Annotated in this window: 13 protein-coding genes; 10 read left to right on the plus strand and 3 right to left on the minus strand. The window is 32.1% G+C overall.

Annotation, left to right across the window (positions count from 1 at the left end; genetic code table 11):
* Positions 1–37: 37 nt before the first annotated feature.
* Positions 38–907: a hypothetical protein gene (locus GQR98_RS14465; protein WP_159020119.1), complete on the minus strand. Its 870-nt coding sequence runs from the start codon at positions 905–907 to the stop codon at positions 38–40.
* Positions 908–1,198: 291 nt separating this feature from the next.
* On the opposite strand from GQR98_RS14465, the gene GQR98_RS14470 reads away from it, so the two are divergent.
* From GQR98_RS14470 to GQR98_RS14485, 4 genes are all read left to right on the plus strand, one after another.
* The gene (locus GQR98_RS14470) at positions 1,199–1,591 is read left to right on the plus strand and encodes a hypothetical protein (RefSeq protein ID WP_159020120.1); all 393 of its coding nucleotides are present in this window, start codon (positions 1,199–1,201) and stop codon (positions 1,589–1,591) included.
* 51 nt (positions 1,592–1,642) lie between these two features.
* Positions 1,643–2,206, plus strand: a complete 564-nt coding sequence (locus tag GQR98_RS14475) for a hypothetical protein (protein WP_159020121.1) — start codon at positions 1,643–1,645, stop codon at positions 2,204–2,206.
* A gap of 172 nt (positions 2,207–2,378) precedes the next feature.
* Positions 2,379–2,900 carry a hypothetical protein gene (locus GQR98_RS14480; protein WP_159020122.1) on the plus strand — a complete coding sequence of 174 codons (522 nt, stop codon included), beginning with the start codon at positions 2,379–2,381 and terminating at the stop codon, positions 2,898–2,900.
* A 277-nt stretch (positions 2,901–3,177) separates the two neighbouring features.
* A complete protein-coding gene (locus tag GQR98_RS14485; protein ID WP_159020123.1) occupies positions 3,178–4,713 on the plus strand; it encodes a YifB family Mg chelatase-like AAA ATPase in 1,536 nt (511 codons plus the stop codon).
* Positions 4,714–4,721: 8 nt separating this feature from the next.
* Here GQR98_RS14485 and GQR98_RS14490 read toward each other — a convergent pair whose 3' ends face one another.
* A complete protein-coding gene (locus GQR98_RS14490) occupies positions 4,722–5,585 on the minus strand; it encodes a bestrophin family protein (protein WP_159020124.1) in 864 nt (287 codons plus the stop codon).
* A gap of 375 nt (positions 5,586–5,960) precedes the next feature.
* Between GQR98_RS14490 and GQR98_RS14495 the strand changes: the two genes are divergently transcribed.
* The gene (locus GQR98_RS14495) at positions 5,961–8,831 is read left to right on the plus strand and encodes a BspA family leucine-rich repeat surface protein (protein ID WP_159020125.1); all 2,871 of its coding nucleotides are present in this window, start codon (positions 5,961–5,963) and stop codon (positions 8,829–8,831) included.
* Between the two features lie 179 nt (positions 8,832–9,010).
* On the plus strand, positions 9,011–9,850 hold the full coding sequence (locus tag GQR98_RS14500; protein WP_159020126.1) for an oxidoreductase: 840 nt from the start codon (positions 9,011–9,013) through the stop codon (positions 9,848–9,850).
* Positions 9,851–9,886: 36 nt separating this feature from the next.
* On the opposite strand, the gene GQR98_RS14505 is transcribed toward GQR98_RS14500, so the two are convergent.
* Complete coding sequence (locus GQR98_RS14505; RefSeq protein ID WP_159021178.1) at positions 9,887–10,330, minus strand: Fur family transcriptional regulator; 444 nt, start codon at positions 10,328–10,330, stop codon at positions 9,887–9,889.
* Positions 10,331–10,510: 180 nt separating this feature from the next.
* Here GQR98_RS14505 and GQR98_RS14510 point away from each other — a divergent pair, with 180 nt between their 5' ends.
* The 4 genes from GQR98_RS14510 to GQR98_RS14525 all read left to right on the plus strand — a co-directional run bounded on the left by GQR98_RS14510 (position 10,511) and on the right by GQR98_RS14525 (position 14,619).
* On the plus strand, positions 10,511–10,897 hold the full coding sequence (locus tag GQR98_RS14510; protein ID WP_159020127.1) for a MerC domain-containing protein: 387 nt from the start codon (positions 10,511–10,513) through the stop codon (positions 10,895–10,897).
* 47 nt (positions 10,898–10,944) lie between these two features.
* Positions 10,945–11,253, plus strand: a complete 309-nt coding sequence (locus tag GQR98_RS14515) for a hypothetical protein (RefSeq protein ID WP_159020128.1) — start codon at positions 10,945–10,947, stop codon at positions 11,251–11,253.
* 190 nt (positions 11,254–11,443) lie between these two features.
* Entirely contained in the window at positions 11,444–13,813 is a 2,370-nt protein-coding gene (locus tag GQR98_RS14520) for a TonB-dependent receptor (protein WP_159020129.1), read from the plus strand.
* 32 nt (positions 13,814–13,845) lie between these two features.
* Positions 13,846–14,619 carry a DUF4625 domain-containing protein gene (locus GQR98_RS14525; protein WP_159020130.1) on the plus strand — a complete coding sequence of 258 codons (774 nt, stop codon included), beginning with the start codon at positions 13,846–13,848 and terminating at the stop codon, positions 14,617–14,619.
* Positions 14,620–14,625: the final 6 nt, after the last annotated feature.

A 14,625-nucleotide genomic window follows, 5' to 3' on the forward strand; every position in this document is an offset into this window, starting at 1 on the left:
TCGATTATTGAAAACCTTAATTATTTAAAGTAAATGATTATTTCTTTTCTCTAAAATTTCTGTATGTCTCAGGTAATTGTACGGAAATTTCATCTATTAATTCTTCCTTTGAATTGTACATTTTAAATCCTAATATACCAAAGTTATTAATGTATAGATTTATTGCTCTTATTTCGTAAATATTAAGGGATTTGTTCTTTAAATGGTATTTTAAAATATCTATAGCTTTGTTTATTTCTAATTCTACTACACCAGCCTTATTTAATACCTCAATGAGTAGTTTTTGTTTATTTTCACTTTCAATTTTTCTTTGTTCAAATATGTTATCGATAGAATCTGAAACTATTTTCTTTTCTCTATCCATTATTTTTTGTTTTTTTTCTTTGTCCTTTATGTAATTCGAGTATTTGTCAGAATAAATAAAACTTATTGCTTTCGAGCTGTTAGCTAAGCTAAAAGTTAAATTTTTGTCTCCAAAATCAGTAATAATTCTCACGTTCAAAGAGCTTCCTTTTTTTAGTTTTTTTATAATTTTTTGTCTATTGAATATAGAGTCGAGTTCGTTTTTAAAGGAATATAAGAAGATGGTTTCATTGTCTTTTGATAAACTTATAAAATCAGAAGTGTATTTAACGTTTGGCTCATTACTGAAGTTAAGCATTACTTTTATATCATTTTCTGTTGGGTAGTAGCCAGATGATGAGATATAAAAATCCATGTGGTTATCATTGAATACATTTATGTTTAGCCTAGGTTTGTTATAGGGAAACTCACCTTTTCCAAATACATAACAATACCTATAGTCCCCATCAAATGCATCTTGGCCAGATTTATACAACCAGTTTTGTGAATAGGTATTTAGCACATTTAAAAGCAAAATTAAAACAACTACTTTTTTAAAATTCATTTTTTGAGTGTTGTGAGTTAAAAATCAAAGTATTCGTTAAAAATAATAATTCCACAATAAAACCTCAGTGAATTCATAACTTTTAAGATGTAAATTACTGTAAATAAGCGTTAAGTTCTTTACGGGTTTCCGTATTCTAGAGTTTTTTTAATTTCAGATTTCATTTTCATAAAAACATACTGTAGGTAATACTATTAAGGAAAGTAATGAAAATTGGTAGTTTGAATAAGAACCACACATTAATTCTTCAAACTATTGCGTATCTCACAACGGAATAGTAATATTGAAATAATGAAAAAAATATTTACAAAAACAATTTGGTTAATACTATACTTAGCATTTAATATTGTTTTGTTTTTTATTGAAATAAACCTGTTCTTCAAGAAGAATAACTCTAGTTACAGTGGTAATAGTGGTATTAATTCATTGGATGATTTTTTTGCTTTATCTCATGCTTCTTTTAATGTCCTTGGAGAATTAGCAATAGTTGGTTTTTCATTTGTAGCTATGGGTATAACTTTGGTTGCTTTTTTACTTTTTATACCACTTCAAGTTTATGTTATAAAACCTAAATACAAAACCAGTAAGAAGAAGTTTTTATTTAGTTTGTTAGCTGCTTTCTCCATAGTGATGATACTAAAATTGATTGTTTATATTTGGATGTTTGTTGATCTTAATTATTAATGTTCGCTTTTTAGTTACAACCAGATATGTCATTAATTTAAACAATAACCCATGAAGAAACTGATAGTTTTATTATTAATATTGGTAATGGGGTTTGCATCCTGTAAAAATTCAGAAAAGCAAATTGACAAGATTGAAATTTCTAAACAATACTTTAAAGAGCTCAGCCATTCAGATGATTCTAAAATATCTAATTGTCTTACAGATAGTATAACTATAATTGAAGGCGAGTATAAAATAATATATTCTAAAAAAGATTATTTGGAGTTATTGAAATGGGATGCTGTTTTTAGCCCTAACTATAAAATACTTGAAATAGAGGAGGCGGGTGGAATGGTGAAAGTGAAAATTTCAAAAATAGATAAAAGAATAGCTTTTCTTCAGGAAACGCCATTTATAATGCATCAAACTATAAAATTTCAAAAGGAAAAAATAATTAGTATTGAAACGGAATATTTGGATTTTAAAGAAGCTACATGGGAAAGGAACAAAAACACACTTATAAGCTGGATTGATAAAAATCATCCTGAATTGAACGGTTTTATATACGACCAAACAGAATCTGGTGGAATGAAATTCTTGAAAGCTATAGCGCTTTATAAAAACAGAAAATAAAGTGTTAGATAAATTTTGTAAAGTAGGAGGACTTTATAATATTGGATAAAAAAGCAGATAACTAGAACGTTGTATAAAAATAATGCCTAGCTTAGGCGTTAATCAAAACTTAATTATTTGTTAAATACAAAGGCTAACAGTAGTTAAATTTAAACTCTAAAATAATTGAGATATGAAAAAATTATTTTTAACAATATTTTTTTTGAGCATTATTTTAAGTGTAACTGCGCAAAATGAAAATAAAGGAATTGAATTTCACAGTATTTCATTTTCTCCTCTAAATGTTTACTTTTCAGATAGAGATAGTGGATTCGGAATGAATTTAGATGTTAGTTTTAATACAGGACAACATATTTTTAAAGTTTATGCTGGTGGAGCAAGTGAATTTGGAATAAACCTAGGTGGAGAAAGTATTAATGACAGTTTTGCAGAATACAATATTTTATATGGTCGTGAATTAAAAATAAAAAAATGGTTTGGAATTGATTTTTTTGCTGGAGTCGGTTCTTTTAATTTTACATACGACAAGGGGTCATCAACGGAATCTAAAAACAACGTCATAGGCTTTCCTTTACAAAGTGAAATTCGATTTAATACGGGACGGATTTTTTCATTAGGCGTACAATTACATAGCAACATAAATAGTGCTACAACAATTTACCAACCTGGAATATTTCTTCAATGGAAATTATAAATAAAGGTATTGTTAATATGCTTTTATTAACGACAAGTTAAAAACAGATTCAATTGAAAGTAATAAAGTTGAAAATAGGATGCTAAAAAAATAATAGAAAATAATAGAACATTTTTCTAGTTGGATAATGTGATAAATCAAATTATTTAGCAACTAGGAGTAAGGTGAAAATTAATTTCAATTATAAAAAAATCAGATACTAGTACTCTTTGATTCTTAATAAATTATAAAATTCCAAATACATTTATTACATTTAAGCATCAAACAAACTTAATTTATGCTTAAAAAAGTTTTTGGAAGCGCCGTTTTTGGTGTTGAGGCTACAACGGTGACGGTAGAAGTGAATGTAGATAAAGGCATTGGTTACCATCTTGTAGGTTTACCCGATAATGCCATTAAGGAAAGTAACTTTCGTATAGCGGCAGCACTTCAGAATAACGGATATAAAATTCCTGGTAAAAAAATCATTATTAATATGTCGCCTGCCGATTTGAGAAAAGAAGGTTCGGCTTACGATTTAACTTTAGCTGTTGGCATTCTAGCGTCCACAGACCAGATTAAAGCAGAAGGGTTGGAAGATTACTTAATAATGGGAGAATTATCTTTAGACGGTACGCTACAGCCTATAAAAGGGGCATTGCCTATTGCTGTAAAGGCTAGGGAGGAAGGTTATAAAGGTTTTATACTTCCGATAGCTAATGCAAAAGAAGCTGCCATTGTAGATAATTTAGAGGTTTATGGTATTGATAATATTAAACAAGTTATTGAGTTTTTTGATAAAGGTATACCGCTAGAACAGACCATAATAGATACACGCAAGGAGTTTGAGCAGAATTTAGATTTTCCGGAGTTCGATTTTGCAGACGTTAAAGGGCAGGAAGGCATTAAGCGCTGTATGGAAATTGCTGCCGCCGGCGGACATAATATTATTTTAATTGGTCCTCCTGGAGCAGGAAAAACGATGCTTGCTAAACGCTTACCGAGTATTTTACCACCTATGACGTTGCATGAAGCCTTGGAAACCACAAAAATACATTCTGTTGTTGGTAGAGTAAAAGATACGGGTTTAATGGCTCAAAGACCATTTAGAAATCCACATCACACAATTTCTAACGTCGCTTTAGTCGGCGGCGGAAGTTATCCGCAACCGGGTGAAATATCGATGTCTCATAATGGTGTTTTATTTTTAGATGAATTACCAGAATTTAAGCGTGAAGTTTTAGAAGTAATGCGTCAGCCACTAGAAGATCGAGAGGTTACTATTTCTAGAGCAAAGTTTACGGTTACGTATCCATCATCGTTTATGTTGGTAGCAAGTATGAATCCGAGTCCGAGTGGTTATTTCAATGATCCCGATGCACCTGTAACATCTAGTCCTGCAGAAATGCAACGTTATTTAAGTAAAGTATCAGGACCGCTTTTAGATAGAATTGATATTCACATCGAAGTGACACCAGTACCTTTTGATAAACTATCGGATGATAGAAAAGGGGAGAGTTCGGTAGATATTAGAAAGCGGGTTACCAAAGCTAGGCAAATACAAACCAAACGTTTTGAAGAATCGGATAAAGTGCATTATAACGCCCAAATGAATGTAAAGCAAATTAGAAAACATTGCGTTCTAGATGAGAATTCTAAACAGTTGCTAAAAACAGCTATGGAACGTTTAAACTTATCGGCTCGCGCTTATGATAGAATACTAAAAGTATCTAGAACTATTGCCGATCTAGAGGGTATTGCCGAGGTAAATGGTTCTCATATTAGTGAGGCTATACAATACCGTAGTTTAGATCGAGAGGGTTGGTTAGGGTAGAGGATCTGCTAAAAGATCTCCTCCACATGTTTTTTAATATTTGTAGCTATTTTATCAATAGGTAAATCGTTGGCGTCAAAACCAAAAGGGTCTTCAATTTCTTCAGCAATTAATTCTAAACTTGCCAATACATAAAACACAAAAACAACTACAGGTACTGCATAGTACCCTAGGCTAAACACATAGCCAAAGGGCAAAGTCATAATGTAAAAAAATATGAATTTTTTAAGAAAAGCACTATAAGAATAAGGAATGGGTGTGTTTTTAATACGTTCGCATGCACCGCAAATATCGGTAAACGATTGAATTTCGGCATTTATAATAATAAGTTGATCTCCTGTAATTTTTTTCTGTTCGTGTAAATCGTTCACCTTTTGGAAAATCATTTTAGCGACTTGGTTCGGGTGGTGTTTGTGTTGATCTATTTTTAAATCTTCATGATCAAAAAGTTGTAAACTCGTTTCTTGATTGTTTAAATGTTTTACTAAAATGGATGCATAACTAGGTATTAACTTTTTAAAATAACTCCTATCATGTTCTTCTTTTAAAATAACATGCAGTTTTATGGCTAAATTTCGACTATTATTAACGAGTGCTCCCCATAGTTTTCTGCCTTCCCACCAACGATCGTAAGCAGTGTTTGTTCTAAAAACTAATAACAAGGAAATAACAAAACCCAACATACCGTGCATTACGGTAATATTTGATAAATGGCTTTTTTCTGAAAGTTTCCAGTATTCAAGTTCCATATAGCCAACTCCATAGGTGTAAATTCCAATAAAAATCATTAAAGGGAAAAGCTTTCTAAATGTATCCGATTTATGAAATCTAAAAATAAAAGTAATCCAATCTTTTGGGTTGTATTGTACCATAGGTAAATGCGCTTATTATAGTTTGGAGGCAAAATTATAATATATTTTAGACGTATGACTTCAAATTAAGTAAATTTTATTTGTTTTTAGGCAATCAGTACGTGCTGAAGTGGGATTGTTTTTTTTTATCGTTATGGAACGATTAAACTTGTCTACTTGTTCCTATAATAGAATAATAAAAGGGTCTAGAACAATTGTATAACTAGAAGGTATAGCTGAGGTAAATAGTTCTCATATTTTATGAAATTTTTGGTGTCTTGGTTTAAAAGGGGCTTAAATAAGACATAATTTATATAGAACGATTGTAGATTTACATTAATTTGTGCTCTTATTTTATAATATAGTATAGCGTTATTTTTTGCTATAAAATTCGTCATGATAAAATTCAGTTTAGACAAACGTTGTATTTCTTTTTTCATCATCGGTTTTTTTATAATAGGCCGAAGTTATGGCGTTATGGCTTTGGGAACAACACCTTTTATTACCACTTGGGCTGTAGGAACTTCAGGTGCTGATAATAGTATTACTATACCAACTTATGTTTTTGAAACTTATAACTATACGGTAGATTGGGGTGATGGTACTCCAAACACGGTTGAAACAGGAAATGCAACACATACGTATGCTTCTGCGGGGACTTATACTGTGAGTATAACGGGGCTTTTTCCAAGAATATATTTTAATGAACTGTATGATGAATCACTATTTTTAAATAGTGATAAGCTATTAACCATAGAGCAATGGGGGGATAACGATTGGGCTTCTATGGAATATGCTTTTGCGGGATGTAAACAATTACAAGGAAACTTTACCGATGCACCTAATTTATCCAGTGTTACTAGTTTGCGAGGTATGTTTTTTGGCAATAAAGCATTTAATTACCCTATCGGTGATTGGGATGTCAGTACCGTAACCGATATTTCAAAAATGTTTGAGCAAACTCCGCTATTCAACCAAGATATAGGTAATTGGGATGTGAGTCAGGTAACAAATATGTATCGCTTGTTTTATACTGAAGAAACGGAGCTCCCTAATATAACGCCTCCATCTTTTTTTAACCAAGACATTGGAAGCTGGGATGTAAGTCGAGTAACGAATGTGTCTGAAATGTTTTTACGTGCAACATCATTTAATCAAGATATAAGTCGTTGGGATGTAAGTAGCGTAACCAATATTAGTCAGTTGTTTTCAAACGCAGCAGCATTTAACCAAAATATCGGCAAGTGGGATGTTAGCAATGTAGCTAACATGTATGGTATGTTTTTAGATGCAGCAGCCTTCAACCAAAATATAAGTGGTTGGGATGTTAGCAGGGTAACCAGAATGCATGATATGTTTTCTGGTGCAATAACATTTAATCAGGATATCGGTGATTGGGATATGAGTAACGTGACACGGATGAATGGGATGTTTTCAGGAGCCATATCATTTAACCAAAATATAAGTAATTGGGATGTTAGTAATGTGGTGTATATGGCAAATTTATTTTCTAACGCAAGAACATTCAATCAAGATATCGGTGGCTGGGATGTAGGCAATGTCACTTCATTAGCAGGTATGTTTAATGGAGCGTTAGCATTTAATCAAGATATTGGTAGTTGGAATGTGGGTAATGTTAGTAATATGGATTTTATGCTAGCTAATACAGTAGTATTTAATCAAGATATTTCCAACTGGGATATAAGTCGTGTAAAAACAATGAATTCTATGTTTTCAGGAGCCGTATTATTTAATCAAGATATTAATAAGTGGGATGTTAGTGCTGTAGAATGGATGAACTCTCTATTTAAAGAAGCTACAGCTTTTAATCAAGATTTAAGTGGTTGGGATGTAAGTAATGTTATATATATGGAAGAAATGTTTAGCGGTGCTACATCTTTTGATCAAGATTTAGGAAATTGGGATGTAGCTCAAGTTACCAAAATGGAAAACATGTTTTTAGGGGTAACTTTATCGGTTTTAAATTATGATAACTTACTTATTGGTTGGGATACTCTAGATTTACAACCTAATGTAAATTTTCATGGAGGAAATAGTAAATATTGTGCAGCCACAACAGCAAGAGCTAATATGGAAGCTAATAATTATGTTACCGATTTTTCTAGAATTACAGATAATTGGATCATTTCAGATGGTGGTATTTTAGATTATTATATAGATGATTTAACATGGCAAATAGCATCAGATAATTATACTTTACCAGTAATTACAGGTTATGGACTTTCAGGAAATGAAAAATATTACACTGCGTCTAAAGGTAAAGGAGTTGTTTATAGTGCTGGAGACGTTATAAATTATTCAGATTTTCCGGTATATCCCGTGACTTTATATATTTATGATGAAGGTATTTCTGGTTGCAGTGAAGAACAAGATTTTGAATTAATAATAACAACCATTCCAGACTGTACAATATTATTACGGCCATTACCTAATGCGAATAATGCCCCTATAGATACGCATTTATCATGGCGTAAAGTGGATAAAGCAAAAGGCTATAAGTTAACTGTAGGAACAACTTCTAACGGAACAGATATTTTAAATGCATTAAATGTAGGTAATGAAACTATTTATAATTTACCAACAGATTTACCTGAAAGCACATCTATATTTGTAACGGTAATACCTTATAATTCTGACGGAGAAGCGGTAGATTGTTCAGAAGCGTTTTTTACAACAGAATCAGCCGGGGTATTACCACTTTGTAGCGAATTAACGGCGCCATTAAATGGAGCAATAAATGTATCTACAGCAACAAATTTATCATGGAATGTGTCACCTGATGCAACAGGTTATAAATTATCTATTGGAACATTTTCGGAAGGAACAGATATTTTAAACTCCAAGGATATTGGAAATTTTTTGAGTTATAATTTACCCGAAAACTTACCTGAAAACAAAACTGTTTATGTTACCGTGGTAGCCTATAATTCTAACGGAAGTGCAAAAGATTGTGTTGAAGAAAGTTTTACAACAGCTAAAACAGATACAAATGATTTTCCTCCAAAGTTCTTTACGCCAAATAATGATGGAGTTAATGATTATTGGGTAGTTCCAGATCTATTAAACCAAGTATCAAGTATTTTTATTTATAATCGTTACGGAAAATTATTAAAGGAAGTAAGGAATATTTCAGAAGGATGGAATGGCACTTATAGTGGTGTCCCTCTATCAAGTGGCGGTTATTGGTATCTTATATTCTATAAAAACGGAACGACACAAAAGGGGCATTTTAGTTTAATTCGATGATTTTTATAGGATATCAGTGAAACTTAGACTACAAAATAATTTTTATGGTTTTATAAGAGCAAAAAAAACAAGAAGTTATCATTTTAAATGGATTTAATATCATTATGTGATTATGATAATATTTTTTTAGTAGTTTTGCAAAAAAACAATTTCTTTTACAGAATATAAGCAAAACAAAAATGAGTACAGACAAAAAAGTATGGTTTATTACTGGTGTATCATCAGGATTAGGTAAACAGTTAGCTAAAGAGGTGTTATCACAAGGACAAATTGTGGTAGGAACTTTTAGAAAACAAGACCAAGTAGAGGCGTTTAACAATGAAAACCCAGGGAATTCTTTTGGTGTACTTATAGATGTTGCTTCTTCACAAATGATTGTTGATGGTATTAAAACCATTTATGATAAATTCGGGAAAATTGATGTGGTTGTAAATAATGCCGGTTATGGTATTATGGGAAGTGTTGAAGAGATTTCTGATGAAGAAGTTAGAAGACAGTTTGAAGTAAACGTTTTTGGCGTTTTAACGACTATTAGAGCGGTTTTACCACAAATGCGTAAGCAACGTTCTGGACATATTATAAACATAACTTCTATCGCAGGGCGTGTAGGCTCTCAAGGTTTAGGGATTTACAATGGTTCTAAATTTGCTTTAGAAGGTATTGGTGAAGCTTTAGCGGCAGAATTAAAGCCACTTAATATTAAAGTAACAAACGTTGAACCTGGACCATTTAGAACAGAATGGGCTGGAAGTTCTGCAGCTTATGATAATACTAAAATCGAAGATTACGAAAGTACTGTTGGTGAACGTATAAGAGGTTTACAAGGTTTAAGTGGAAACCAACCTGGAGATCCAGAAAAAGCGGCAAATGCTATTTATAAATTAGCTCAGTTAGAAGAGGCTCCTGTGCATTTACCTTTAGGTAAAATCGCTTATGAAGTTTTCGGAAAAGTGAATAACGGATTAATAGAAGAATTAGCTAAGTTTGAACACTTAGGTAAAGAGTGTGATTTCGAATAGGTTGATATAACCAATTTTATATAAAATAAAAACCGCCTAATGGGCGGTTTTTTTATGGGGCAATGTATTGTTAGAAGGAAAGCCTTTATTTTTTGCTAAACCCACATTAAGAACAGTTTCACAAGTACCAGTTAAAACACAATTAACATTCTGAACAATGTATGCCTTCGGTATAGAGAAATTTACTTCAGCATGCAAGCATTCAATAGTCTCACAGATTAAACATTTAAAGTGAAGATGATTCTTTGCTATTTCTTGTTCACCAACTTTGTTGTACCGTGCAAAATATTGTTTACCATCTTCGGCAACAATTTTAAGCAAAACGCCATCATCATAAAATCTATTTAGAACGCGATAAATGGTCGCTCTATTGATACCAATATCTATTTCTTGTTCAATCGCATCCTGACTCATCGCCTTTCTGGTTTTTGTTAAAACCTCCAAAATAGCCTCTTTTGTTGGTGTATTTCTTCTTTTTATTTATAATGCAACATAATTGCAATAAGTTACTGCAATTATGTTGCATTATTATAAAAACATAATATATTTGCAAAACCAATTAATGCGACAACATTGCATTTAAGTTATCGAAATAATGAGAGAAAGTTAACAGATAGCGCTTTTACTTACTAGTTAAATAATATGTTTTATAAATTTTAGATGAAAATTAAAAATAACACTGTAGATATTATTGCTTTTTCTAGTTCGTTAATTTGTGCGGTTCATTGTGCTACAATACCACTGATACTTTCATTTTCATCATTGGGTAGTTTACATTTTCTAGGAAACCCTTTAATAGAGTGGACCTTTATAGCTTTTGGTATTGTGTTTGTTTTAGTCTCCCTTTGGCCGAGTTATAAAAAAACACATTTTAAATTAAAACCGTTGATGTACGCTTTATTAGGTTTTTCATTCATTTTATTGGGCAGGCTAGATTTAAATGAATTTTGGGAAGTTAGCAATACTGTTGCAGGAGCTTCTTTAGTATCGCTAGCGCATTATTTTAATTGGAAGTTGTTACAAACAAAAGAAAATCATAAACATTAAAAATACGTTTCATAAATCTAGTTTAATTATAGTATTAATATAAATTAATGAAAACCAATCGCATAAAAAATAGTATTACTTATTTTTTACTTGTTATTTTCTTCTCAATGAAAATGGCAGGGTTTCATGTATTGTCTCATGCTGACGATGATGATCATGCTGTACATTGTAACATATGCGATCACGCGATAACCAATAACTTAACACCTCTAATTACTCCTGTTTTTTCTACTTTTTCTTTAGATGATATTGAATATCTTCTTCCTAAAGAAATTAGTCAGAATTATAAATTTATACTGGCAAGCTCGTCTTCCAAAGATCAGCTCTTTTCCAGACCTCCACCATTTATGTTATAATACCCTATTTCGTTTAATTTTTTAATAGCAACATTATGCCTAAGGGTTTTATAGCCCTTATGGCATATATGTAAAACTTCATTTTTTATAATGAGGTTTTAGATAAGCCATGTTGTCTTAATAAATTCCATGTTTAGGTTTGGTTTTCGCTCGCTCTCAAGGGCTATTTTTTCAATCTTATAACATTAATATGTTTTACAAAACATTAAGTATTTGGCTGTGTTTTAGTCTATACGCCATGGCATGTACCCAAGATTCTTTAATTATAAAAGGTTTGGTAGTAAATGCAAAAACTTTACAACCTATTGAAGGTGTCAATATTATTGGAGACGGTTTTTTTTCTATTTCATCCTCAGATGGTTCATTTATAATAAAAAACATTACTAATGGTAATTACGTTTTAAATGTGTCTCATATAGGTTATGCGCCTAAAACTATTAATGTGCACGTATGGCGTAATATGGATCTTATTTATGTGGCTTTAGATGAAGCTGTAACAAATTTAGATACTGTTGAGGTTAATGGGAAGACTAGTAAAAGAAGAGATAAGGAGTCTTCAACAATTTCTTATAAGGTATCCAAAGAATTTCTAAATCAAAACCGGGAAAACAGTCTAATGCAGACCTTAAGTAAAATCCCTGGAGTAAGTACCATTAATATTGGTTCTGGGCAATCTAAACCCGTAATTCGAGGTTTAGGGTTTAATAGGGTAGCGGTAGTGCAAAATGGAATAAAACACGAGGCACAACAATGGGGAAATGATCATGGTTTAGAAATAGATCAATATGGTATAGAGAATATACAGATAATTAAAGGTCCGGCATCTTTAGTATATGGCGCCGATGCTATTGCGGGTGTTGTAGATATAAAACCTAATAAAATACCTGCTATAAACTCCTTTAATGGCGAGGTTAATCTTTTAGGTGAAAGTAATAATGATTTACTAGGTATATCGGTAGGCGTAAAGGCCAGAAAGGAAAATTGGTTTTATCGTAGCCGTTTAACCTTAAGAGATTATGGTGATTACAAAGTACCAACAGATAAAATTAATTACGAAAATTATATTTTTGAACTGCATGACAATCATTTAAGAAATACCGCAGGTTTAGAAGCGAATGCTAGTTTTAATATTGGGTATACTTCACAGGGTTTTACTACGGAAACATCATTTAGTAACGTGAATGCTAAAAACGGTTTTTTTGCTAATGCTCATGGTTTAGAAGTTAGAACTTCTAGTATAGATTATGATAGTTCTAGTAGAGATGTCGATTTACCATACCACAAGGTGAATCATTTTAAAATTACAAACAATACATCGTTAGATTTAGGGAGCCATACATTTCATTTAGATTTAGGTTACCAAAATAATAATAGAGAAGAACACTCCGAGCCTATACCACATGGTTATATGCCAACACCACCCGATAGTAAAGAGCGTGCTTTTAATAAAAACACGTACACTTTAAATGTTAAAGATGTTTTTAAACCTAATGCTAAGCATGATGTGGTTCTGGGGGTGAATATGGAATATCAAGATAACAATATTGGCGGTTGGGGGTTTTTAATTCCAGAATATACTCGTTTTACTGTTGGTGCTTTTGGTTACGATCAATTTGAAATTAATAAAAACTTACATCTACAAGCTGGTATTCGATATGATTTTGGTGTTGTAGATACGCACTCTTATTTTGATTGGTATCCGTCTACTCGAAATAATGACGATAATACAATCTCTAATATTTATCTGCAGAGATCTCAAGATAAAACTTTGAATTTTGGAAGTACAAGTGCTTCTTTAGGCCTTAGTTATTTACGTAATAAAACAACGTATAAAATTAATATAGGAAAGAGTTTTAGAATGCCTCTATCTAATGAGTTGGCTTCAGATGGGGTTAATTATCATATGTATCGTTACGAAAAAGGGAATCTGGATTTAGATCCCGAAGCATCCTATCAATTAGATATGGAGGTAGATTATAGTGCTAATAAGTTTAGTGTAGCCCTAAGTCCTTTTGTTAACTTTTTCGATAACTATATCTATTTAAATCCAACGTCTAGTTATTACGAAACGTTACAAATTTACGAGTATACACAAGCTAAGGTTTTTAGGGTTGGTGGTGAGCTAAGCGCAAGTAGTACGGTGCTAAAAAATGTAACGCTAAATGTTTCTGCGGAATATGTGTACTCTAGACAAACTAGCGGACCCAAAAAGAATTTTACACTGCCTTTTTCTCCACCATTATCTGGTAGGCTTTCGGCTAATTATCAATTTAAAGATTTGCTATTTTTTAATAGTCCGAAATTAAGCGCAGAATTAAAAGTAGCAGGAGCTCAAAACGAAATTGTACCACCAGAACAAGTAACAGCGGGCTATCAGGTTTTAAGCATGGCTTTTGTTTCTAAACTAAACACCTCTAAAAATAGCCTTCCTATAGAAATGCGATTAAAATTAAATAATGTATTCCATACAACGTATTTCGACCACACCAGTTTCTATAGGTTAATCGATGTACCTGAGGCGGGCAGGAATATATCACTCTCTTTAACAATACCTTTTTAAATAAATTCAAATTAATTATTAAAAACAAACAAATGAAAACAAATTTTAAAGTATTAGCCGTTACAGCTATTTTCGGACTCCTATTAAACTCGTGTAGTAGCGATGATACTGAAACACTAGACGCTCCTGTGATCTCTGGTTTTGAGTATGGCGAAGGTTCTACACATTCTACAGATTTAGTAGCTTATAAAGGTTCAGATATTCATCTAGAAGCTGTTATTTCTGCCGAAGCCGTAGTAAGTAGTATTACACTTTCTATCCATGCTCACGATTTAACTCCAGGTGAGGATGAGGTAGATTGGGATTTTGAACAAGTATTTACAGATGCTAATTATTTAGTGATCAATCCTACATTTCATGAGCATGTAGATATACCAAATAATATCCCTGTTGGAGAATATCATGTAGAATTAACGGTTGTTGATGAGCAAGGTAATAGCACAGAGATTGAAGGTGATCTGCAAATTTTAGATAGTATCACCATAAGTGAAGCGTCTATAGATTCTACAGTGGTACGAGGTAATGATTTTCATGTAGAGTTTATGATTGATGCAGTAAACGGCATCCACAATATTACAGTTGATTTTCATGCCGATGGCGTTACTGTAGGTGAAGGGGAAGTAGAATGGGATTACGAAGAAGAGTTTTTAGATGGTTACCATGAAGAAACTGAAATAGAATTCCATGAGCATTTTGATGTTCCTGCTACAACACCAGCTGGAGAATATCATTTAAGCTTTGTTGTTGAAGATGAAGAAGGAAATACAAAAACATACGAATCTCATATAGATATTACAGTAGAATAAATACAA

Source organism: Algibacter sp. L3A6, assembly GCF_009796825.1.
Taxonomy (GTDB): Bacteria; Bacteroidota; Bacteroidia; order Flavobacteriales; family Flavobacteriaceae; genus Algibacter.